The organism is Pseudoduganella sp. GW821-FHT05F09 (assembly GCF_059419605.1).
Genome location: NZ_JBWKSD010000001.1, coordinates 1,027,811 through 1,048,657 on the forward strand (window position 1 = coordinate 1,027,811; position 20,847 = coordinate 1,048,657).

General features: G+C 64.3%; 21 protein-coding genes. 15 read left to right on the top strand and 6 right to left on the bottom strand.

The window, feature by feature from the left end; translation table 11 throughout:
- The first annotated feature begins 116 nt into the window (after positions 1-116).
- From mltG to AC07S4_RS04380, 10 genes are all read left to right on the top strand, one after another.
- Positions 117-1,103: an endolytic transglycosylase MltG gene (mltG, locus tag AC07S4_RS04335; protein ID WP_494985422.1), complete on the top strand. Its 987-nt coding sequence runs from the start codon at positions 117-119 to the stop codon at positions 1,101-1,103.
- Between the two features lie 15 nt (positions 1,104-1,118).
- Positions 1,119-1,736 (top strand): dTMP kinase, encoded by a 618-nt coding sequence (tmk, locus tag AC07S4_RS04340; protein ID WP_228892729.1) that lies wholly within the window; start codon positions 1,119-1,121, stop codon positions 1,734-1,736.
- Positions 1,733-2,758 (top strand): DNA polymerase III subunit delta', encoded by a 1,026-nt coding sequence (locus tag AC07S4_RS04345; protein ID WP_494985423.1) that lies wholly within the window; start codon positions 1,733-1,735, stop codon positions 2,756-2,758. The genes tmk and AC07S4_RS04345 overlap by 4 nt, the downstream gene beginning before the upstream one ends.
- Positions 2,759-2,769: 11 nt before the next feature.
- A complete protein-coding gene (locus AC07S4_RS04350) occupies positions 2,770-3,147 on the top strand; it encodes a PilZ domain-containing protein (protein ID WP_161071309.1) in 378 nt (125 codons plus the stop codon).
- Positions 3,148-3,167: 20 nt separating this feature from the next.
- Complete coding sequence (locus AC07S4_RS04355) at positions 3,168-3,683, top strand: GNAT family N-acetyltransferase (protein WP_494985424.1); 516 nt, start codon at positions 3,168-3,170, stop codon at positions 3,681-3,683.
- A gap of 26 nt (positions 3,684-3,709) precedes the next feature.
- On the top strand, positions 3,710-4,903 hold the full coding sequence (locus AC07S4_RS04360; RefSeq protein WP_494985425.1) for a tetratricopeptide repeat protein: 1,194 nt from the start codon (positions 3,710-3,712) through the stop codon (positions 4,901-4,903).
- Positions 4,904-4,941: 38 nt separating this feature from the next.
- Positions 4,942-5,721 (top strand): TatD family hydrolase, encoded by a 780-nt coding sequence (locus AC07S4_RS04365; RefSeq protein WP_494985426.1) that lies wholly within the window; start codon positions 4,942-4,944, stop codon positions 5,719-5,721.
- A gap of 16 nt (positions 5,722-5,737) precedes the next feature.
- Positions 5,738-6,400, top strand: coding sequence for an ankyrin repeat domain-containing protein (locus tag AC07S4_RS04370; RefSeq protein ID WP_494985427.1), 663 nt, complete (start codon positions 5,738-5,740; stop codon positions 6,398-6,400).
- Positions 6,401-6,482: 82 nt separating this feature from the next.
- Positions 6,483-7,406 (top strand): class I SAM-dependent methyltransferase, encoded by a 924-nt coding sequence (locus AC07S4_RS04375; RefSeq protein ID WP_494985428.1) that lies wholly within the window; start codon positions 6,483-6,485, stop codon positions 7,404-7,406.
- A gap of 119 nt (positions 7,407-7,525) precedes the next feature.
- Complete coding sequence (locus AC07S4_RS04380; RefSeq protein ID WP_494985429.1) at positions 7,526-7,771, top strand: hypothetical protein; 246 nt, start codon at positions 7,526-7,528, stop codon at positions 7,769-7,771.
- A gap of 12 nt (positions 7,772-7,783) precedes the next feature.
- Here the strand turns inward: AC07S4_RS04380 and AC07S4_RS04385 are convergent, their stop codons facing one another.
- Positions 7,784-8,767 (bottom strand): NAD(P)H-dependent flavin oxidoreductase, encoded by a 984-nt coding sequence (locus AC07S4_RS04385; protein WP_494985430.1) that lies wholly within the window; start codon positions 8,765-8,767, stop codon positions 7,784-7,786.
- An 81-nt stretch (positions 8,768-8,848) separates the two neighbouring features.
- On the opposite strand from AC07S4_RS04385, the gene AC07S4_RS04390 reads away from it, so the two are divergent.
- Positions 8,849-9,484 carry a TetR/AcrR family transcriptional regulator gene (locus AC07S4_RS04390; protein ID WP_494985431.1) on the top strand — a complete coding sequence of 212 codons (636 nt, stop codon included), beginning with the start codon at positions 8,849-8,851 and terminating at the stop codon, positions 9,482-9,484.
- A 23-nt stretch (positions 9,485-9,507) separates the two neighbouring features.
- Here AC07S4_RS04390 and AC07S4_RS04395 read toward each other — a convergent pair whose 3' ends face one another.
- Positions 9,508-10,014, bottom strand: coding sequence for a cupin domain-containing protein (locus tag AC07S4_RS04395; RefSeq protein ID WP_494985432.1), 507 nt, complete (start codon positions 10,012-10,014; stop codon positions 9,508-9,510).
- A 217-nt stretch (positions 10,015-10,231) separates the two neighbouring features.
- Here AC07S4_RS04395 and AC07S4_RS04400 point away from each other — a divergent pair, with 217 nt between their 5' ends.
- Positions 10,232-10,432 (top strand): hypothetical protein, encoded by a 201-nt coding sequence (locus tag AC07S4_RS04400; RefSeq protein ID WP_494985433.1) that lies wholly within the window; start codon positions 10,232-10,234, stop codon positions 10,430-10,432.
- Here AC07S4_RS04400 and AC07S4_RS04405 read toward each other — a convergent pair.
- Positions 10,429-11,553 carry a phospholipase A gene (locus tag AC07S4_RS04405; RefSeq protein WP_494985434.1) on the bottom strand — a complete coding sequence of 375 codons (1,125 nt, stop codon included), beginning with the start codon at positions 11,551-11,553 and terminating at the stop codon, positions 10,429-10,431. The genes AC07S4_RS04400 and AC07S4_RS04405 overlap by 4 nt on opposite strands.
- A 168-nt stretch (positions 11,554-11,721) precedes the next feature.
- Between AC07S4_RS04405 and fusA the strand changes: the two genes are divergently transcribed.
- Positions 11,722-13,836: an elongation factor G gene (fusA, locus tag AC07S4_RS04410; protein ID WP_494985435.1), complete on the top strand. Its 2,115-nt coding sequence runs from the start codon at positions 11,722-11,724 to the stop codon at positions 13,834-13,836.
- A 23-nt stretch (positions 13,837-13,859) separates the two neighbouring features.
- Here fusA and AC07S4_RS04415 read toward each other — a convergent pair whose 3' ends face one another.
- Positions 13,860-14,309 carry a hypothetical protein gene (locus tag AC07S4_RS04415; protein ID WP_494985436.1) on the bottom strand — a complete coding sequence of 150 codons (450 nt, stop codon included), beginning with the start codon at positions 14,307-14,309 and terminating at the stop codon, positions 13,860-13,862.
- A 211-nt stretch (positions 14,310-14,520) separates the two neighbouring features.
- On the opposite strand from AC07S4_RS04415, the gene AC07S4_RS04420 reads away from it, so the two are divergent.
- Together AC07S4_RS04420 and AC07S4_RS04425 are read left to right on the top strand one after the other, a co-directional pair.
- On the top strand, positions 14,521-16,257 hold the full coding sequence (locus AC07S4_RS04420; RefSeq protein ID WP_494985437.1) for a methyl-accepting chemotaxis protein: 1,737 nt from the start codon (positions 14,521-14,523) through the stop codon (positions 16,255-16,257).
- A gap of 151 nt (positions 16,258-16,408) precedes the next feature.
- Positions 16,409-18,373 (top strand): family 43 glycosylhydrolase, encoded by a 1,965-nt coding sequence (locus AC07S4_RS04425; protein ID WP_494985438.1) that lies wholly within the window; start codon positions 16,409-16,411, stop codon positions 18,371-18,373.
- 62 nt (positions 18,374-18,435) lie between these two features.
- Here AC07S4_RS04425 and AC07S4_RS04430 read toward each other — a convergent pair whose 3' ends face one another.
- Both AC07S4_RS04430 and AC07S4_RS04435 read right to left on the bottom strand, forming a co-directional pair.
- The gene (locus tag AC07S4_RS04430; RefSeq protein WP_494985439.1) at positions 18,436-19,827 is read right to left on the bottom strand and encodes an FGGY-family carbohydrate kinase; all 1,392 of its coding nucleotides are present in this window, start codon (positions 19,825-19,827) and stop codon (positions 18,436-18,438) included.
- Positions 19,824-20,846, bottom strand: coding sequence for an ABC transporter permease (locus tag AC07S4_RS04435; protein ID WP_494985615.1), 1,023 nt, complete (start codon positions 20,844-20,846; stop codon positions 19,824-19,826). The genes AC07S4_RS04430 and AC07S4_RS04435 overlap by 4 nt, the downstream gene beginning before the upstream one ends.
- Position 20,847 lies beyond the last annotated feature (1 nt).

The window sequence follows — 20,847 nt, forward strand, 5'->3', positions numbered from 1 at the left end:
ATTCCAATAATTTGACGATTAAAGCATTATCATTACGGCCTAATTATAGTGATGTAGAAGAATTCGCGCCGGACGCCGCAAAAAAGCGGTTTCCCCGCCTGAAAAGTGGCTAGCAAATGGCATTCATAAAAAAGACGATTATGTTGGGCATCCTGGCTGCGGCGGCGGCAGGGGGCGGCTTTGCCTGGTGGGCCGGGCAGCCGATTATTACGGAAGAACCCGCCATCGAATTCACGATCGTGCCCGGCAGCGGCGCACATGCGGCCGGCCAGCAGATCGCCGAGGCGGGCATACCCATCCAGCCGCTGCTGTTCAACCTGCTCGCGCGCTTTACGCAAAAGTCGTCCAAGCTCAAGGCCGGCGCCTACGAGCTCAAACCCGGCACCACGCCGCTGCGCCTAATCGACCAGCTGGTGCGCGGCGAATTCGCGCAGGAGCAGCTGACCATCATCGAAGGCTGGACCTTCCGCCAGATGCGCCAGGCCGTGGCGGCGCACAAAGGCCTGAAACACGACACCATCGCCCTGTCCGACACCGAACTGATGGCGCTGGTTTCTCCCGAGTTCAAGGCGCCCGAAGGGCTGTTCTTCCCGGATACCTATCTGTTCGCCAAGGGTTCCAGCGAGCTGGCCATTTTCCGCCAGGCGCACACCATGCTGATCGCCAAGCTGAGCGACGCCTGGGAAAAGCGCGATCCGAACCTGCCCTACAAAAACCCGTATGAAGCGCTGACCATGGCCTCCATCGTGGAAAAGGAAACCGGCCAGAAGTCCGAGCGCAGCATGATCGCAGGCGTGTTCGTCAACCGCCTGCGCCTGGGCATGCTGCTGCAGACCGACCCCACCGTGATCTACGGCATGGGCGCGCGCTACGACGGCAAGATCCGCAAAAAGGATCTGGAGACCGACACCCCTTACAATACCTACACCCGGGCCGGCCTGCCGCCCACGCCGATCGCCTTGCCGGGCGTGCAGTCGCTGACGGCGGCGCTGTCCCCGGCCAAGACGGGGGCGCTGTATTTCGTCTCGCGCGGCAACGGCACCAGCAAGTTTTCCGACAATCTGACCGACCACAACCGGGCAGTGAACCAGTATCAACGTTAAAGAATCAACAGTTACATGAAACACTACAGCGGCAAGTTCATCAGTTTCGAAGGCATAGACGGCGCCGGCAAATCGACCCATATCGGCTTTGTGACCGACTTCATCCGCGCGCGCGGCGTGCAGCTGGTCAGCACGCGCGAGCCGGGCGGCACGCCGCTGGGCGAGAAGATCCGCGAGCTGTTCCTGCATGAGAAGATGCACCTGGAAACCGAAACCCTGCTGGTGTTCGCCAGCCGCCGCGAGCACCTGGCGCAAGTGATCGAGCCGGCGCTGGCGCGTGGCGACTGGGTGCTGACCGACCGCTTCACCGACGCCAGCTTTGCCTACCAGGGCGCCGGGCGCGGCCTGGACCGCGCCAAGCTGGAAACGCTGGCGCACTGGGTGCATGCCGACCTGGAGCCGGACCTGACCTTTTTGTTCGACGTGCCGCTGGAAGTGGCGCGCGCGCGCCTGGACGCCACCCGCGAGCTGGACAAGTTCGAGCGCGAGCAGGAAGACTTCTTCCACGCCACCCGCAACGAGTACCTGCGCCGCGCGGCTGAAGCGCCGCAGCGCTTCCGGGTGATCGACTCCACCCGCAGCATCGCCGAGATCCAGCAGGAGCTGGCAGGCATACTGGACGGGCTGGTATGACCACCTCCATCTACCCCTGGCAGGAAACGGCCTGGCAGCAGCTGCAGGCGCTGCGCGCCCGCATGCCGCACGCCATCCTGTTCCACGGCGCGGCGGGCACCGGCAAGGCCGGCTTTATCGAGCATTTCGCCCAGTCGCTGCTGTGCGAAAACGCCGGCCCGGGCGGCCATGCCTGTGGCGCCTGCGTCTCCTGCGGCTGGTTCGCCCAGCACAACCATCCCGATTACCGCCGCGTGCGCCCCGAGTCCTTCGAAGACGAAGTGAGCGGCGAGGGCGAGGAGGGCGAGGACAAGAAGGCCGCCAAGTCCAAGACCCCGTCCAAGGAAATCAAGATCGAGCAGATCCGCCAGCTGGCCGATTTCATGAACATCTCCACCCACCGCCAGGGCCTGCGCGTGGTGGTGCTGTATCCGGCCGAGGCGCTCAATATGCCGGCCTCGAACGCGCTGTTGAAAACGCTGGAGGAACCGCCTCCGGGCACGGTGTTCCTGCTGTCGTCGAACAGCCTGGACCGCCTGCTGCCCACCATTTTGTCGCGCTGCCGCAAGTTCGCGCTGCCCATGCCGGGCCACGACGAAGCACTGGCCTGGCTCAAGGCGCAAGGCGTGGCCGACGCCGACAGCTGGCTGCGCGAGCAGGGCGGCGCGCCGCTGGCCGCGCTGGCGCAGTCCGAGTCCGGCAGCCGCGAGGAAATGGACATGCTGCTGCAGATGCTGGCCCATCCCAGCGTGGAAGCGGCGCTGCGCGCAGCCGACAAAATGCAGAAAGTGCCGCTCGCATCCCTGGTTTCCTGGCTGCAGCGCTGGCTTTATGACATGTTTTCCTACAAACTATCAGGCAACATCCGGTATTATCCCCGTTACCGCAAGGAGCTGGCCGGACTGGCGGACAAGGTGCACACCGCCAGGCTGATGGCGGCGATCAAGGGCGTCAACGAGCGCCGCGCGATTGCCGACCATCCTTTGTCGCCCAAGCTGTTCATTGAGGATATGCTGCTGGACTACACAGCCAGCTGCGCTTGAAAGGAAACGAATTGACCGGCAGCACCATCGATCCCAATGCCGTACCGATAGCGCGGCCCACCGTGCTGTCGCTGGCGATTAAGGAAAAGGCCGCGCTCTACGCGGCCTATATGCCGTTCCTCAAACACGGCGGCATCTTCGTGCCGACCCAGAAGCCCCACAAGATCGGCGACGAAATCTATCTGATCCTGGCGCTGATGGACGACACCGCCAAATACCCGATCGCAGGCAAGGTCGCCTGGATCACGCCGCCCAGCGCCGCGCACAACAAGGCGCAGGGCATAGGCCTGCATTTCCCCGACGACGAATCCGGCCACCGCGTCCGCGCCCGCATCGAGGAAATCCTCGGCGCCGCGCTGCGTTCCTCGCGCGCCACGCACACCCTTTAACCACCTTTACGTTTTAATTCATGTCCTACCGCCACCGCATCGCCACGCTCAACGACCTGCCCACCATAGTCGCCATCTACAACAGCACCATCGCCTCGCGCGAAGTCACCGCGGACACGGAGCCGGTATCGGTCGAGTCGCGCCTGGCCTGGTTCCATGAGCACACGCCCGAGCGCCGCCCGCTGTGGGTCATTGAGCGTGCCGGCGACAATTCGGCGGCGCCCGCCATCCTGGGCTGGATTTCCTATTCCAACTTCTACGGCCGCCCGGCGTATTCGGGCACGGCGGAAGTGTCGATCTACATCGCCGAAGAGGCGCGCGGCAAGGGCATAGGCCGCTATGCCCTGCAGGAAGCCATCGATTTCGCGCCCAGCATCAATGTGCACACGCTGCTGGGCTTCATCTTCGGCCACAACCAGCCCAGCCTGGGCCTGTTCTCCCGCTTCGGCTTTGAAACCTGGGCCAATCTGCCCAAGGTCGCCAACCTGGACGGCATAGAGCGCGACCTCATCATTTTGGGCAAGCGCGTCGCCTGATCTTTAAACCCACTTCGAAAGCTGCCATGCTGCGTAAAGTCATCCTGGTCCTAGCCCTTGGAATTTGCGCAGCACAGCCGGCCAGTGCCGTACTGATGGGCAGCGCCGAAAGCCAGAAGCTGGTGTCCGAAGGCCAGGCCCTGCAGGCCAACGGCCAGTTCAAGGAAGCGCTGGAAAAATACGAGGCGGCGCGCAAGCTGTCGCCGGACGCTTCCAGTCCGCTGTCCTCGGCGGCCTACCTGCTGCAGGCGCTGGCGGGCGGCATGCCCGCCGAGTCCGCCGCCAAGGTGCGGCAGCAAGCCGAAGCGCTGGCGCGCGCGGCGCTGAAACTGGCCGCCAACGACCCCATGGCCGCCGAAGTGCTGCGCATGCAGTCGGACCCGACGGTGGTTCCCGCCTACAAGCCCAGCGAAGCGGCGGGGCAGGCTTATGCCGAGGGCGAAGTGCTGTTCCATAAAGGGCAATACGAAGCGGCGCGCGTCAAATACCGCGAAGCGCAGCTGGCCGATCCCAAGTTCTCCAACGCCTGGCTGATGGAGGGCGACACCTATTTCGTTGAAAAAAACTGGCCCGCCGCCGAAATGCTGTTCCAGAAAGCGGCGGCGGTCGATCCGAAAAACGCGCAGGCCTGGCGCTTCCAGGCGGACGCGCTGATGCGTCTGGGCAACCGGGCCGGCGCCGAGGCCGCCGCGCTGAACGCCGTGGCGGCCCAGCCAGGCCAGCAGCCGAGCTGGGACCGGCTGGCCATGATCGCCGAGCTGGACAAGCAACCCTACGCGCGCCTGCGGCTGGAACGCAAGGCCTCGGTTTCCTTCGACCCCAAGTCCGGCAAATCCACTGTGCAGATGGACGGCGAGTTCAAGGACGCCAAGGCCGAAGCCAACACCGACTACGCAATGTGGCTGACCTATGCCGTGGCCCAGGTGAACGCCCGTGCGGCCGCCGAGAAGGACGGCCGCAAGCTGTCGCCGTTCGCACAGGAGCTGGCAGGCTGGACCACCGCCCTCAAGGTGGCCGACGAGCTGGTGCAGGCGGGCGGTCCCGCGCCTGTGACGCCCGCGCTGCAGGCGCTGCGCAAGCTGGCCACGCCGGACCAGCTGGAGGCGGCCGTGCTGCTGCTGATGTACCGCGAAGCCTACCGCCCCGAGTTCGAGGCATGGAAGCAAGCCCATCCCGACGGCATCAAGGCCTTCCTGGCGGCGAACCGGCTGATACCCTAGCCGTGGCGGCCGCGCCGCCGCTCGCGTACAATCACGGCATGTTTATCGATTCCCACTGCCACATCAATTTCCCCGAGCTGGCTGCTCGCATGCCCGAGATACTCGGCAAAATGGCCGAGAACAAGGTCACCCATGCGCTTTGCGTGTCGGTTGACCTGCCGGACTTCCCGCAAGTCCTGGCGCTGGCCGAACAATATCCGCACATCTACGCCTCGGTCGGCGTCCACCCCGATTACGAAGACACGCCGGAACCAACGGTCGAGCAGCTGGTGCAGCTGGCCGACAATCCGCGCATCATCGCCATAGGCGAGACCGGGCTGGACTACTACCGCCTGGAAGGTGACCTGGAATGGCAGCGCGAGCGCTTCCGCACCCACATCAAAGCTTCAAGAATCACGCGCAAGCCCTTGATTATCCACACAAGGGCCGCCAGCGCCGACACCATCCGCATCATGCAGGAAGAGGGCGCGGGCACCGACCAGGGCGGCGTGGCCGGCGTGATGCACTGCTTTACCGAGTCCCTGGAAGTGGCGCGCGCGGCCATGGCCATGGGCTTCTACATTTCCTTCTCCGGCATCGTCACCTTCAAGAGCGCCAAGGACCTGCAGGCGGTGGCCATGGAAGTGCCGCTGGAGCAGATGCTGATCGAAACCGATTCGCCCTACCTGGCCCCCATGCCGCACCGTGGCAAGATGAACGAGCCCGGCTTTGTCGCCCACGTGGGCGAATACATCGCCAAGCTCAAGGGCGTGTCCGTGGAGCAGGTGGCGCAGCAGACCAGCGACAACTTCTTCAAGTTATTCAACGTGGTACGTTAATCTTCTCAGCTAATACATGACCCTCAAACGCCGGCTGCTGCTGTCCGCCATCGCCCTGGTGCTGACCGTTCCGGCGTTTGCCGAAACCGAAGACCAGGTCGACTTTTTCCGCGCCGCCCAGGTGGACAACGTTATCGTGGTGCGCGACGTGCTCAAGCGCGGCCTGGATCCCAATCTGCACGAGCCGGAGCGCGGCGAAACCGGCCTTATCGTCGCCATGCGGCACGACGCCAACCGCGTCTTCGCCATCCTGCTGCAGCATCCCAGGATCGACCTCGAAGCGCAGTCCGCCAACGGCAGCACGGCGCTGATGATGGCCGCCTTCAAGCACAACAAGGCCGCCGTGGCGGCCATGATCGCCAAGGGCGCGCAAGTGAACCGCAAGGGCTGGACGGCGCTGCACTTCGCGGCGGCGGCGGGCGACCTGGAGATTATGAACATGCTGCTCGAACACCACGCCTACATCGACGCCGGCTCGCCCAGCGGCCTCACGCCGCTGATGCTGGCCGCGCGCGAAGGCATGGAAGACGCCGTCAAGCTGCTGCTGGAGCAGGGCGCCGACGCCACGCTGAAGGACGGCGCCTACCGCGTGGACGCCGCCGAGTTCGCCATCCGGGCGGAAAAGCCGTGGATCGCCAAAGCCATCAAAGCGCATCTCGCCGGGAAAACGGCAAAGTAGACGGTTTTTCCAGTGCAACTCGCCGCTTAGCTTTGCGCCCGCCGCAAAGATAATGGCTACGTTGCGCTAACAAGGAAAAACCATGCTGAACGAACGTGAAATAGAGAGCTGCTATCTCGGACAATTCATCCCTGTCCACTACCATCACAATATGCTGATGGACCAGAACCGCATGCACAGCTTCAAATCCGCCATCGACTACGCGGTGAAGCCGGGCATGAAAGTGCTGGAACTGGGAGGCGGCACCGGTGTGCTTTCCTTCTTTGCGGCGGCCAAGGCCAGCAAAGTGTACTGCGTCGAATTCAACCCGGACATGGTCAAGGAAGCGCGCAAATTCCTCGCCATCAACCCGAACGGCGAGAAAGTGGAAGTCATCCACGCCGACGCCTTTGAATACCTGCCGCCCGAACCGGTCGACGTCGTGATCTGCGAAATGATCCATGTCGGCATGCTGCGCGAAAAGCAGGTGGAAGTGATCGAATCGTTCAAGCGCCGCTACCTCGAGCGCTTCGGCGGCCCGCTGCCGGTGTTCATGCCCGAAGCGGTCATCATGGCGGTCCAGCCGCTGCAGCAGGAATACGACTTCGAAGGCTTCTTCGCCCCCATCGTGCAATTCCAGGAAACCCAGGTCATCTATCCCGGCACGGTGGAAATGGCGCAGCCCGCCGTGTACAGCGTGCTCGACTTCACCCAGCCGAACGACATGATGATAGGCTGGCAAGGCAAGTTCGTGGTTGAGCGCAGCGGCTGCGTGAACGCCATGCGCTTTGTGACCAAGAACATCCTGTCCGTGGTACAGGAGCGCAACAGCACCATCGACTGGCTGAACCACTACATGACGCTGCCGCTGGCCAAGCCGGTGCAGGCCAAAGAAGGCGACGTGCTGGAAGTAAGCTTCCAATACCGCGCGGGCGGCTCGCTGCCTTCGCTGCAAGCATCGCTGCGCTGCGAAGTGCTGTACGAATCCGCGCTCCAGCCCCACCACTACGCGCCCGCCTACGCCTGAAATTCGTTGATCCACCCTGGGGTCAGTTCTGTCATCGCGTCAAAATGACGCGATGACAGAACTGACCCCGACGTTGGGATGGCTGTATACTCGGGGTTTTGATTAAAAGAGTATTTGCTATGGAACAAGAAGATCGCCGCTACATCATCCAGCAGAAGAAGATCGCCGACGGCGACAAGCCGCCGGTGTTTGCGAAGGTGATGCGCAGCAAGGAAGGCGCGTTTGAAGGGGTGTCCTTCATTAAGTCGAAGGAGAAGGCCACCATCCTGACCGTACCGGAAGCCGAGCAGGCTATCGCCTGGGCTCAGAAGAAGAAGCCGAACGCAAAAGAGTACGAAACCAAGATCATTTGCGTCGGCCAGTAATCTCCTCCCGCCTTATGCGGCCCGCAGGTTCAGCAGGCGGGCGCGGGCGGTGTCGTATTCCGCTGTCAGGCGGCTGACCAGCTCGGCCACCGTCGGCGCGTCTTCCATCAGGCCCACGCCCTGGCCCGCGCCCCAGATGTCGCGCCAGGCTTTGGCCTTGGCGGTACTGCCGGAGCCGAAGTCCATGGCCGATTTGTCCGCTTCCGGCAACGCGTCCGGGTCCAGGCCGGCGGCGACGATGGATTTCTTCAGGTAGTTGCCGTGCACGCCGGTGAACAGGTTGGTGTAGACGATGTCCGCCGCCGTCGATTCGATAATGGCCTGGCGGTAGCCATCGTCCACGTTCGCTTCCTCCGTGGCCAGCCAGCGCGAGCCGATGTAGGCGAAGTCCGCGCCCATCGCCTGCGCGGCCAAAATGGCGTCGCCGGTGGCGATCGAGCCGGACAGGGCGATCGGTCCCTTGAAGAACTTCCGCACTTCTCCCACCAGCGCAAACGGCGACAGCGTGCCCGCATGGCCGCCGGCGCCGCTGGCAACCAGAATCAGGCCGTCCACGCCGGCTTCCAGCGCCTTCTTCGCGTGGCGGATCGACACCACGTCATGCAGCACGATGCCGCCGTAGCTGTGGATGGCGTCCAGCATCTCTTTCGGCGGCGCGCGCAGCGAGGAAATAATGATGGGCACCTGGTGCTTGACGCACATCTCCACGTCGTGCGCCAGGCGGGTGTTGGACTGGTGCACGATCTGGTTGACGGCGATGGGGCCGACTATCGCGTCCGGATTGGCTTGCTGGTAGGCGGCCAGTTCGGCTTTCAGCTCGGTCAGCCAGGTGTCCAGCAGCTCTGCCGGGCGCGCGTTCAGCGCCGGGAAGGAGCCGACGATGCCGGCTTTGCACTGCGCGGCCACCAGTTTGGGGCCGCTGGCGATGAACAGCGGCGAGCCGATCACGGGCAGGGCCAGTTTGCGCAATACCTCTGGGATGTGATTCGATGTCATGATATGCTCCTCGGGTTAGGTCTGATACGATGTTATCAGAAAAAACGCTGTTTTTTCCACTGAATTTTAGAGCATGACTTCATGACAAAAGCCAAGGTTGTCGATTTTCGCCAGGAACAGGAAGATTTGCGGGGCGCGCTGCGCCAAGGCATGCTGGACGCCGCCAGCCGCTTGCTGGTGGAGGAGGGGCCGGCCGCGCTCACCGTGCGCAAAGTGGCCGAGGCCGTCAATTGCTCGACCACGCTGCTGTATTCCATCTTCGGCGGCAAGGACGGGCTGAGCAATGCGCTCTACCTGGAAGGCTGCGAACGCCTGAAGCGCGACTTTGAGGCCACCGAAGCGGAACTGGCCAAGGTGGATGCCGAGCAGGGCGTGTGGCTGTGCGCCCGCGCCTACCTGGATTTCTCGCGCCGCAATCCCAGCTACTACCTGGTGATGTTCGGCGACGCCATCGCCGGCTTTATCCCGCCGCTGGAGTCGCGCGTGTCCGCCTGGGGCACGTTCACGCCGCTGATACGCCAGTTCGAGCGCTGCATGGACCAGGGCCTGCTGCCGAAATCCAGCCCGACGGCGGCGGCGCGGCTGCTGTGGGCCGCGCTGCACGGCATCGCCAGCCTGGAGCTCAAGGGTTTTTACCTGAAAAAGGAGCACCCGGACGAGCTGTTCAAGGCGGCCGTGCGCGCCATCCTGCTGTCGCTCAAGTCGCCGGAGGCATAAACGGCGCAGTCTTGCCCCAGGGATCAGGGCAGGGATTTGCGCTGGCGCGTATACGCGGGATTGATCACCGGATCGTGGCTGCGGGACAGCTCGCGCCCGGCACAGCAGCAGCAATAGCAGTAGCACATGAGGGCGCCCATCGGGCCGGTCTCGAAACTGTATTCCTTGCCTTTCGGGATAAACATCCAGTCGCCGGCATTCAGCTCTATGCCGTCATAGAAGACCGAGCCGGACATGACGACGCGCAAGCCGTCGTTGTCGTGGCTGTGCTCGCCGACGCTTTTCCCGGGCGCCGCGCTGGTCAGGAAGAACTGGCCGCCGTCCATATAGAACGGCAACTGCCATTTGACGAAACCCTCCGGCACCTGCCTCTTGTCCACCGCCAGCAGATTGCACAGTTCGACCGCCTCGCGGTCGCGCGAGGTCAAAATGCGGGAACCCAGCTTGTGGCCCACCTTGCCCAGGGCCTCATCGATACGCTGCTTGCCTTCGTCATAGCTGATGTGCGTGGGCTTGTATTGCTCGTTCATGGCGCTACTCCCTGTCCGGTTGTTCGGACCACCAGTGGAGCATCCGCATGGGAGTTTTCGTTTGATGCGCGTCAAAGGTGCGCGCCGGCGCCGCGCAGTTCAGCCCCGGATTTGCACAATTGGTCGGTCCATGCTGCAGCTTGTCGCATGGACATAATGCGCGCGGCCAGTTAGGTTACATTAACGTTGTCGAAAACGTACCTCCCTGGAGCGCATCATGCTGAGTTTTATGCTGTGGCTGGTTCTGCTGTTTCTGTGTTGGCCGCTGGCCTTGCTGGCTCTGCTGCTCTACCCGCTGGTCTGGCTGCTGCTGTTGCCGTTCCGCCTGATCGGCATCGGCGTGGACGCCGTGTTCGGCCTGCTGCGCGCCGTCGTCATGCTGCCGGCGCGCGTGCTGCGCGGCTCGCCCGGCCGTTAGAACTCCACCAGCACGCCTGCGCCCACGGACTTCTGGGCGTAGTTGTAGTCGATCAGGCTCTGGCCGTAGCCGGTGCTGCCTTGCAGATAGCCTTTCAGATTGTCGCGCAAGGGGAAGTGCCAGCCCAGCTGCAGGAAGCCGTGATTGGTGCTCAGGTTGCGCCGCGCCAGCAGCGCGTACTCGTGGCCGGCATTGCGGTAGGCCAGGCGCAGGTCGCCCCGGCCCATGAAGTCGCTGATATCGATGTTGTCGTTGTCCGACTTGGCGTTGTCCAGCCGCTGCCACACCCGCAAGGTGGCGCTGAAATGCGGCCCCCATTCCCCGCCCACCTCGGCATACAGCCGGTTCCAGCTGCGCGACAGGGTCGAGGTCTGGCCGTTGGACTGGTGCACCATGCCGAAATTCACATAGCGCAGCCGCGCCTCGCCGATGCCGGCGTTCAGCGGCGCCACTACCATCAGTTCGGGCTGGTAGTTGGTTTCGCGGAAAGGGCTGGACGCGGAGCGGTTGTAGGCCTGCCAGAAGCTCTGCTGCGTATAGGCGAACCACAAGTCGAAGGGGCTGGCGGCGATACTTTCCATCATCTTCATCTTGAAGCTGAGCTGGTAACTCAATTCCACGTGCTTGCTTTTCAGGCCGGCCGGCGTGAATTCCTTGAAAGGCCCGTCATTGGTGCCGTTGCTGTAGTTCGCCAGCAGCAGATAGGTGTCGCGGTGCGGGCTGAAGGAGAACACGCCGCGCTTGGACGGCTGGTCCAGCTCCCACTTCTGCACCATGCGCGACAAGGGCTGTTCCGGTACGGCGGCCTCCACCGCCGCCATGGCCGTGGGCGCCGCTTCGGCTTTCGCCGCCGCCACCGCAGGTGCGATCACGGCCGCCGCTTCGCTGGCCAGCGCGGGCTGCGTCCCCGGCGCCGCCCCGGCAGCGGGCGGCGTGGACGCCAGCGGCCCTTTTTTTGCCAGCGCGTCATAGCAGCTCAGGCGGGCGCTGGGGTCGCCCAGCACCGAGCAGCGCTGCAGCAACACTTCGATTTCGGCCGCGTCCTGGGCCAGCACGGCGCCGGGCGCCAGCGTGGCGAGAACGATCAGGGATTGCATTGCCAGCGGAGCTTTGGTCTTCATGGGATGATGGGTTGATTGTATTGGTGAGTAGTCTATATTGATTGCGGGAAATCCCGCGCACCTTTGCCAACCGCACTTGAATTTGGCCGCGCACACCATACTTGAGTGATCCATTACTGATAGAATCAACGACGACCCGCAGCCGGGCCTCGTTTCAAGGAGATTGTGATGACCCGCAAGACACCTATCGAGCGTTACCGCAATATCGGCATCAGCGCTCACATCGACGCCGGTAAAACCACCACCACCGAGCGCATCCTGTTCTACACCGGCGTCAATCACAAAATCGGCGAGGTGCACAACGGCGCTGCCACCATGGACTGGATGGAGCAGGAGCAAGAGCGCGGCATCACCATCACCTCGGCCGCCACCACTGCCTTCTGGAAGGGCATGGCGGGCAATTTCCCCGAGCACCGCATCAACATCATCGACACCCCCGGTCACGTGGACTTCACCATCGAGGTGGAGCGTTCCATGCGGGTGCTGGACGGCGCCGTCATGGTGTACGACTCGGTGGGCGGCGTGCAGCCGCAGTCCGAGACCGTCTGGCGCCAGGCCAATAAATACAAGGTGCCGCGCATCGCCTTCATCAACAAGATGGACCGCGTGGGCGCGGACTTCTTCCGCGTGCAGCAGCAGATCAAGGACCGCTTGAAGGGCACCGCCGTGCCCATCCAGATTCCGCTCGGCGCCGAGGATAATTTCCACGGCGTGGTGGACCTGGTGAAGATGCGCGCCATTAACTGGGACGACGCCAGCCTGGGCGTGAAGTTCACCTACGAGGACATTCCCGCCGACTTGAAAGAGCTGGCGCAGAAGTGGCACGACCATATGGTGGAGGCGGCCGCCGAAGGCTCGCCCGAGCTGCTGGAAAAATACCTGGACGGCGGCGTGCTGACCGAGGCCGAGATCAAGCAGGGCCTGCGCGCGCGCACCATCCGCAACGAGATCGTGCCCATGCTGGCGGGCAGCGCGTTCAAGAACCGCGGCGTGCAAGCCATGCTGGACGCGGTGATCGAGTATCTGCCTTCGCCGCTGGACGTGCCGGCCATTTCAGGCCACGACGAGCAGGACAATCCGATCGAGCGCCATCCGGCGGACGACGAGCCGTTCTCCGCGCTTGCGTTCAAGATCATGACCGACCCCTTCGTGGGACAGCTGACCTTCTTCCGCGTGTATTCCGGCGTGGTGAATTCGGGCGATACGGTGTACAACCCGACCAAGAGCCAGAAGGAACGCCTGGGCCGCATCCTGCAGATGCACGCCAACGAGCGCAAGGAGATCAAGGAAGTGTATGCCGGCGATATCGCTGCGGCGGTGGGCCTGAAGGCCGTCACCACGGGCGACACGCTGAGCAATCCGGACCACGTGATCGTGCTGGAAAAAATGATCTTCCCCGAGCCGGTGATTTCGCAGGCGGTGGAGCCCAAGACCAAGGCCGACCAGGAGAAGATGGGCATCGCCCTGAACCGCCTGGCGCAGGAAGACCCGTCATTCAAGGTGCATACCGACCAGGAATCGGGCCAGACCATCATGTCCGGCATGGGCGAGCTGCACCTGGAGATATTGGTGGACCGCATGCGGCGAGAGTTCGGCGTGGAGGCGACGGTGGGCAAGCCGCAGGTGGCTTACCGCGAAACCATCACCAAGAAAGCCACGGACGTGGAAGGCAAGTTCGTCAAGCAGTCCGGCGGACGCGGGCAGTACGGCCACGCGGTGCTGACGGTGGAGCCGTCCGGCGCGGGCAAGGGCTTTGAGTTCGTGGACGCCATCAAGGGCGGCGTGATTCCGCGCGAATTCATCCCTGCGGTGGAGAAGGGCATCCAGGAAACGCTGCAGAACGGCGTGCTGGCGGGCTACCCGGTGGTGGACGTGAAGGTCACGCTCACCTTCGGCTCCTACCATGACGTGGACTCGAACGAGAACGCCTTCCGCATGGCCGGCTCGATGGCCTTCAAGGAGGGCATGCGGCGCGCGTCGCCGGTGCTGCTGGAGCCCATGATGCACGTGGAAGTGGAAACACCGGAAGAGTTCATGGGCAATGCCATGGGCGACCTCACGTCGCGGCGCGGCATGGTGCAGGGCATGGACGAAATTCCCGGCGGCGGCGGGAAGATCATCCGCGCATCGGTGCCGCTGGCCGAGATGTTCGGCTACTCCACCACGCTGCGTTCGCTCACGCAGGGCAGGGCCACGTACACCATGGAGTTCAAGCACTACGCCGAAGTGCCCAAGCATATCCTTGACCAGATCGCCGTCTCGGCCAAGGGCAAGGCGCACTAAGGCACATTAGGGCGCCAGCAGTCCTAGTCGGTCAGCTTGAATTTGAGCTGCACCGACAGGGCGCCGTACAGCCTGTCCTTGTAGCGCGGGATCACGGCGATGTTGGCGCCCACGCGCTGGTATTCAAAGCTCATCACAGGAATGGCGGCCAGGAACCAGCCGCCGTCGCGCATTTTCGGGTAGCCGTTAAAGCCGCCCACCACCGCGCCGAAACGCACCGGGCCAATGGCGAAGGGCTGGTAGTAGACGCCTGCGTAGTTGGAATACTGGCGGTCGCTGTTGTAGAAGCGGCCGGCGGTCGCGGCGGCAACGGTGGAGAAGCGGTATTCCGCGCCGATGCCGGGGTTGCGGTCGTTCAGATTGCGCTCGCGGTCGAAATGGTAGGAATAAAACCCGGGATTGATCCACAGCTCGCTGAGCGGCTTGTCCTCGACCAGCTCGAAGGGGTTGGCGTCGCCCGCAGTGGCTGGCATGGAAAAAGCCGCTATCGATGCAAAAGCGAGGCAAGCCGCAACATGATGTGTCATCCCAACAGTCCTTGATAAAAGCCGTAGCGGCGGTTGGGGCATTATAGCCAAGAGTGGACACGGTTCGTTACAATTGAGTCTGGAATTAATTTCCTTGTAACAAGATAGTCATATTTGCCAACTATCGACCGTATTAATTCACCTGAGAAGAAATCCCATGACCATTACCAAACGCCTTATGCTGACCCTGTCCGTGGCGCTGCTAGCGCTGCTCTTTGTCGGCATCAGCGGCGTAGTGCAGCTGCAGCGCGCCCAGGCCCGCCTGGATACTGTGCAGACATCGCTCATCCCCAGCATCGCCGGCTTGAACATGGCGAAAAACGCGGTGTCCGACAGCCGCCTGGCAGGCTACCGCCTGTCTGTATTTTCCGCGCCGGCGCCTGCCGAGTGCCCGGACCCGTGCAAGATGCCGGACCGCGCCTCGCTGACCAAAGCCTACAACGACGCCCACGCGAAGTTCGACGAGATCCTGGCCAAGTACGAAAAAGAAAACGCCACCGACGACACCGACCGCAAAATGGTGGAAGCGGACCGCGAAGCCATGGCCACCTACCGCAAGGCGCTGGTGCCCTTCCTGGAAGCTTCCTACGCAGGCAATATGGACGGCGTGCGCGCCACGCTGGTGGGCGGTTCGCCGCTGGCGGTGGGCGCGGCCGGCGTGAAGAAAGCGCTGGACGACCATATCGCCTACAACAACACCCTGATCGACAAGGTGCGTGAAGAATCGATCGCCGCCTACAAATTCGCCTTCAACCTGCTGGTGGGCGTGATCGTCGCTGCGCTGGTGGTCACCGCCATGCTGGGCTTCCAGCTGTACCGCACCATCAGCGGCAGCCTGAGCAACATCCAGGGCACGCTGGAAGGCGTCAGCCAGTCGCTGGACCTGACGCAGCAAGTGCGCGTCGAACGCATGGACGAAGTGGGCCACACCGCCGTTGCCTTCAACAAGCTGCTGAGCGATATCGGCGGCGTGATCGGCAAGGTGCGCAACGCCACCGAGACCGTCAGCTCGGCCTCGCAGCAAATCGCGGCCGGCACCGGCGACCTGTCCTCGCGCACCGCCTCGCAGGCGGCGGCGCTGGAACAGACCGCGTCCAGCATGGAAGAACTGAGCTCCACCGTGGGCCAGAACGCGGACAACGCGCGCCAGGCCAACCAGCTGGCGCGTTCCGCGTCCGACGTGGCGGTACAGGGCGGCAGCGTGGTGGAGCAGGTCACCATGACCATGTCCTCGATTAACGACTCGTCGCGCAAGATCGTCGACATCATCAGCGTCATCGACGGCATCGCCTTCCAGACCAACATCCTGGCGCTGAACGCGGCGGTGGAAGCGGCGCGCGCCGGTGAGCAGGGGCGCGGCTTTGCCGTGGTGGCCACCGAAGTGCGCAACCTGGCGCAGCGCTCGGCCGCTGCGGCCAAAGAGATCAAGGTACTGATCGAGGACTCCGTGGACAAGGTAGGCTCCGGCACCAAGCTGGTGGAGCAGGCCGGCGCCACCATGAGCGAAGTGGTGACCAGCGTGCGCCAGGTGACGGACATCGTCGCCGCCATCAGCGCCGCAACCGACGAGCAGAACGCAGGCATCGCCCAGGTCCACCAGGCCATTACGCAGATGGACCAGGTAACGCAGGAAAACGCGTCGCTGGTGGAAGAAACCGCCGCCGCCGCCCAGCTGCTGCGCGACCAGGCTGAGGAACTGTCGCAAGCGGTGGCCGCCTTCACCATCAGCGGCGGCCAGGCGCCAAGGCCGGCCGTTCGCCGCGCCAGCGTGGCGCCCATCGCTAGCGCCGCACCGCGCGCGCCGGCAGCACCGGCAGCACCTGCGGCGAAGCGCGCCGCACCGGCCAAGCTGGCCAACGCCAAACCGGCCAGCAGCGACTGGGAAGAATTCTAAGCAGTCCCACAGCAGGCTTGAAACCGCGCCAGTGATGGCGCGGTTTTTTTTCGCCGATCATCATTGTGATTCTTTGTCCCGGCAAGAAAATATCACATGGCGCTCCCCTAGAATGTGACGGTAAACCGACCATACAAGCGATCAAAAACCGATGACATACAAATTAAGCCTCGTCGCCGCTGCCGTGCTGGCGGCCCTGTCGGCGCCGGCCTTCGCAGCGCCGGCCACGCAAGCGGGCGAACCCGCATTTGCCAACCCGCTGGTGCGCCAGCGGGCCGACCCCCACGTCACGCTGCACAGCGACGGCTACTACTATTTCACGGCCACCGTGCCCGAGTACGACCGCATCGAGCTGCGCCGCGCGCGCACCCTGGACGAGCTGGGAACGGCGCAGGCGCAGACGGCCTGGCGCAAGCACGCCAGCGGGCCGATGAGCTATCACATCTGGGCGCCGGAGCTGCACCACATCAACGGCAAGTGGTACATCTATTTCACCGCAGGGCGCGCGGACGCGCACTGGGAAATCCGCCTCTACGTGCTGGAAAACAGCGCCGCCAACCCGCTGGAAGGCGAGTGGGTGGAACGTGGCCAGCTGAAAACCGGCTGGGAAAGCTTCGCGCTGGACGCCACCACCTTCGCGCTGGGCAGCAAGCGCTACCTGGCGTGGACCCAGCGCGGCACCGAGGAAGGCTACAAGGGCACCAATATCTACCTGGCCGAAATGGACACGCCGCTGTCCATCAAAGGCCCCGCCACCATGCTGTCCCGCCCCGAATACGCGTGGGAAAAGGTCAAGTACGATGTCAACGAAGCCCCGTCCGCACTGGTGCGCAACGGGCGCGTGTTCCTGACCTACTCGGCCAGCGCCACCGACGCCAACTACGCCATGGGCCTGCTCACCGCGCCCGCCAGCGCCAACCTGCTGGACGCGGCATCGTGGCGCAAGTCCGCCGAGCCGGTGTTCAAGAGCGCCAACGGGCAGTACGGCCCCGGCCACAACTCCTTCACCACCACGCCCGACGGCAAGGCCGACGTGCTGGTCTACCACGCGCGCGACTACCGCGACATCCAGGGCGACCCGCTGCGCGACCCCAATCGCCACACCCGCGCGCAAGTGCTGCATTGGCGCGCCGACGGAACGCCGGACTTCGGCGTGCCCGTTGCGGACAAGGGCAAAGTGGCGGCCAAGCCGCTGTTCCGCGACCCGGTGGAAGACGGCGCCGCCGACCCAGTCGTCATCTGGAACCCGGCGCGCGGCAAATGGTGGATGTACTACACCAACCGGCGCGCCAAGTCCGCCGGCCTGCCGAATATCGCCTGGGTGCACGGCACTCGCATCGGCATCGCCGAATCCGGCGACGCCGGCGCCACATGGACCTATGCGGGCTTGGCCGACATCGAGCTGCCGCAGGAATGGGGCGGCGCTGACGCCACGCACTGGGCGCCGGAGATCGTGCGTGGCGACGACGGCGTCTACCATATGTACCTCACCGTGGTGCCGGGCGTCTTCACCGACTGGAAGCATCCGCGCCACATGGTGCACCTGACCAGCAGCGACATGCGCAGCTGGCGCAAGGCGGAGCAGATAAAGCTGGCCTCCGAGAGCATCATCGACGCCTGCGTGGCGCGCATGCCGGGCGGGGGCTGGCGCATGTGGTACAACAACGAAGCGGACAAGAAGTCCATCTACTACGCCGACAGCCCGGACCTGGTGACCTGGACCGACCGTGGCCGCACCGTCAGCGACCAGGGCGGCGAAGGGCCGAAAGTATTCCAGTGGAAGGGCTCGTGGTGGATGATCACCGACGTCTGGCGCGGCCTGGCCGTGTACCGGTCGGACGATGCTGTGAAGTGGGTGCGCCAGGCGGACAACCTGCTGCAGGGCGGAGGGCAGGGCGTGGATGACCAGGTGCAGGGCGGGCATCCGGACGTGGTGGTCAGCGACGGCCGGGCCTACCTGTTCTACTTCACCCATCCCGGCCGCCGTGGAGCGGACGCCAAGCTGGATGGCCCAGAACAGCGGCGCAGTTCGATACAGGTAGTGGAATTGCAGGAATCCGCCGGCGTCCTGCGCGTCGAGCGCGACCAGCCCACGAATATTCTGCTCAAACCGTAGGACGGGTTAGCGGGGCTTTGCCCCGCGTAACCCGCCATGTATGCAATGCGGCGCTGCCGGAATCAAAGCGCCGCGAGCCAGCGCTCGCGGTATGCAGCCCAGCCAGTCAAAGCCAGGCCCGCCGCCGCGCCGGGGGCGGCGCCGGGGTCAGCGCCGGGTTCAGTTCCGGCATCCGGGCATTTCTCCGCCCAATTTGCCAGCAGCCAGGCGCCGCAAGTGGTGCCGCTGGCGTCGTCCGAGCAGATGACGGCTTGCGCCGGACGCAGCGCGGCCAGCAGCGGCGCGAAGTGCGGATTGCCGGTGTAGCTGCCTTCCACCACGATGGCGACGCTCGCCGCGTTCAGCGCCGACAGGCAGTAATCGCTCATCAGCACGCAGTACAGCGTGGCCAGTGCATAGCGCTCATGCGCGGTCTGCGGTGCGGGACCGGTGATTTCCCCGGTCCGTCCGCCGAACGGCCCGCCTGCGGAGGCGAAGCAGGGCAGCGCCATCGTGCCCTGGTCTATCAGCCGCTGCAAATCCTCCACGCTGCAGGTCTCTGGCGCGGCGCCGGCCAGCTCGCCGAACTCGCGCCCGCCCATGAAGCGCATGCACGCCACCGGCTCGCCCAGCGCATTGCTGTTGGCCAGCATGTCCGCTTCTTCGCGCAAACCGTCCAGCGGCATGCCGATGGCGGCGGCGATCACCCAGGTGCCGGTCGACAGCACGGTGCGCGCGCCGTCGCCGTTCAGGTGCCGCAGCAGCGATGCATTGCTGTCGTGGATGCCGCAAACGACCTGGCAATCCCACGGCAAACCCGTCAGCTCGGCCAGGTCCGGCTTCAAGGCGCCCAGCGGCGCCCAAGCCGGCTGCATAGCGGGGAACAGGCCGCTCCAGCCCATGCGCTCGACCAGCGCGGAATACTGCTGCCGCGCCGGCTGCCACAAATCCGTATGGCAGCCCAGCGAAGTGACTTCGCTGGCGGCCACGCCGCTCAGGCGCCAGGCCCAGTATTGCGGATACATCAGGATATGCCGCGCGCGCGCGAACTGCTCGGGGAAGGCCTGCGCCTGCCACGCCAGCTGGCGCCCCAGGTTCAGGCCCGCCGGCAGCAGCGGAGAATAGCTGGACGAATATGCCGGCCGCAGCGCGCCATATGCCGCGTCCTGTTCGGGCGGCAGTTCGAACTCGTAGTCCAGCACAGGCAGCACCAGCCCGTGGTCGTCGACCAGCGCCGCCGTGGCGCCGTGCGTCACCGGCACGATCGCGGTGACATGCGCCAGCTGCGCGAAGGCGCGCATGGTGTCCAGCATCCAGCCCCAGATCCGCTCCGTGTCGTGGTGCGGATACAAGCCGTCCTTGACGATGGCGTTCGGGCTGCGCTGTTCTGCCAGCGTGCCGCCGCCGCTGTCCAGGAGCGCCAGCTTGACATTGGTCTTGCCGATGTCGAGAACTATGGTCGCGCTGCCGGTCATTTGGCCACCTTGCGGCCGCGCAGCAGGCGTGGCAGCGCAATCGTCACCAGCAGCAGCACGCCAACCACGATGGTCATGTAGATGCCGGGGATGTTCGCCAGCGACAGGCCATACGTCACGGTGCCCAGCGTGAGCACCGCCAGCAGCACGCCGCCTATGGTGCCCGCGCCGCCGGCGATGCTGACGCCGCCCAGGATCACCATGGTGATCACTTCCAGTTCCCAGCCCATGGCGATATTCGGACGCGTGCTGCCGATGCGGCCGGTGAGCAGGTAAGCGGCCAGGCCGGCCATCGCGCCCGCAACCATGAACAGCACCAGGCGGTAGCGTTCAACCGGAATGCCGGAGAAACGCGCCGCTATCGGGTTGTTGCCGATGGCGTAGATGCGGCGGCCCCAGGTGGTTGCGTGCAGCACCACCGCGAAGACGGCCGCAAACACCAGCAGTACCACGAACTCGCGCGGGATCAGGTCGAAGAAATAGCCCTGGCCCCAGTCCATCATCAGCTGCGGGTAGCCGGTGTATGCCTGGTCGCCCAGCACCACGCTGGCCAGGCCGCGGAACAGCGACACCGTGCCGATGGTGACCACGATGGAAGGCAGCGCCCAGCGCGTCACCAGCCAGCCGTTAAGCCAGCCGCAGGCCGTGCCAGTGGCCAGCGCCACGAACAGCAGGCTTTCCGGCGGCAGGCCGATGGACTTGGCGTAGCCCATCGCCACCGACGACAGCGCCAGCGTGCCCGCCACCGAAATATCGATCTCGCGGCAAATGATGAGCAGCGCCATCGGCAGCGCGATCAGCGCTTTCTCGCTGAAGTTGAACGTGCCGTCGGCCAGGTTGTTCAGGTCCAGGAAGTTCGGCAGCAGTATGGCGCAGACGACGAAGGCGGCCAGCAGCAGCAAGGCCAGCAGGCTTTCCCAGCGGCCCAGCGCCGCGCCCAGGCGGAAGCCCGGACGGTCCTGGATAACGTAGCGCGACGTGCTCGCCGCCGGTGCGGTGGTTTGCGTCGAGGTTGGCATA

Bases quoted from the DNA above. Each gene is read 5' to 3' on its own strand.
- AC07S4_RS04360 (WP_494985425.1), top strand. From the start codon at position 3,710: ATGCTGCGTAAAGTCATCCTGGTCCTAGCCCTTGGAATTTGCGCAGCA.
- AC07S4_RS04365 (WP_494985426.1), top strand. From the start codon at position 4,942: ATGTTTATCGATTCCCACTGCCACATCAATTTCCCCGAGCTGGCTGCT.
- AC07S4_RS04345 (WP_494985423.1), top strand. From the start codon at position 1,733: ATGACCACCTCCATCTACCCCTGGCAGGAAACGGCCTGGCAGCAGCTG.
- mltG (WP_494985422.1), top strand. From the start codon at position 117: ATGGCATTCATAAAAAAGACGATTATGTTGGGCATCCTGGCTGCGGCG.
- tmk (WP_228892729.1), top strand. From the start codon at position 1,119: ATGAAACACTACAGCGGCAAGTTCATCAGTTTCGAAGGCATAGACGGC.
- AC07S4_RS04430 (WP_494985439.1), bottom strand. From the start codon at position 19,827: ATGACCGGCAGCGCGACCATAGTTCTCGACATCGGCAAGACCAATGTC.
- AC07S4_RS04405 (WP_494985434.1), bottom strand. From the start codon at position 11,553: ATGAAGACCAAAGCTCCGCTGGCAATGCAATCCCTGATCGTTCTCGCC.
- AC07S4_RS04385 (WP_494985430.1), bottom strand. From the start codon at position 8,767: ATGACATCGAATCACATCCCAGAGGTATTGCGCAAACTGGCCCTGCCC.
- AC07S4_RS04415 (WP_494985436.1), bottom strand. From the start codon at position 14,309: ATGCCAGCCACTGCGGGCGACGCCAACCCCTTCGAGCTGGTCGAGGAC.
- AC07S4_RS04400 (WP_494985433.1), top strand. From the start codon at position 10,232: ATGCTGAGTTTTATGCTGTGGCTGGTTCTGCTGTTTCTGTGTTGGCCG.
- AC07S4_RS04390 (WP_494985431.1), top strand. From the start codon at position 8,849: ATGACAAAAGCCAAGGTTGTCGATTTTCGCCAGGAACAGGAAGATTTG.
- AC07S4_RS04355 (WP_494985424.1), top strand. From the start codon at position 3,168: ATGTCCTACCGCCACCGCATCGCCACGCTCAACGACCTGCCCACCATA.
- AC07S4_RS04380 (WP_494985429.1), top strand. From the start codon at position 7,526: ATGGAACAAGAAGATCGCCGCTACATCATCCAGCAGAAGAAGATCGCC.
- AC07S4_RS04395 (WP_494985432.1), bottom strand. From the start codon at position 10,014: ATGAACGAGCAATACAAGCCCACGCACATCAGCTATGACGAAGGCAAG.
- fusA (WP_494985435.1), top strand. From the start codon at position 11,722: ATGACCCGCAAGACACCTATCGAGCGTTACCGCAATATCGGCATCAGC.
- AC07S4_RS04370 (WP_494985427.1), top strand. From the start codon at position 5,738: ATGACCCTCAAACGCCGGCTGCTGCTGTCCGCCATCGCCCTGGTGCTG.
- AC07S4_RS04420 (WP_494985437.1), top strand. From the start codon at position 14,521: ATGACCATTACCAAACGCCTTATGCTGACCCTGTCCGTGGCGCTGCTA.
- AC07S4_RS04375 (WP_494985428.1), top strand. From the start codon at position 6,483: ATGCTGAACGAACGTGAAATAGAGAGCTGCTATCTCGGACAATTCATC.
- AC07S4_RS04435 (WP_494985615.1), bottom strand. From the start codon at position 20,846: ATGCCAACCTCGACGCAAACCACCGCACCGGCGGCGAGCACGTCGCGC.
- AC07S4_RS04425 (WP_494985438.1), top strand. From the start codon at position 16,409: ATGACATACAAATTAAGCCTCGTCGCCGCTGCCGTGCTGGCGGCCCTG.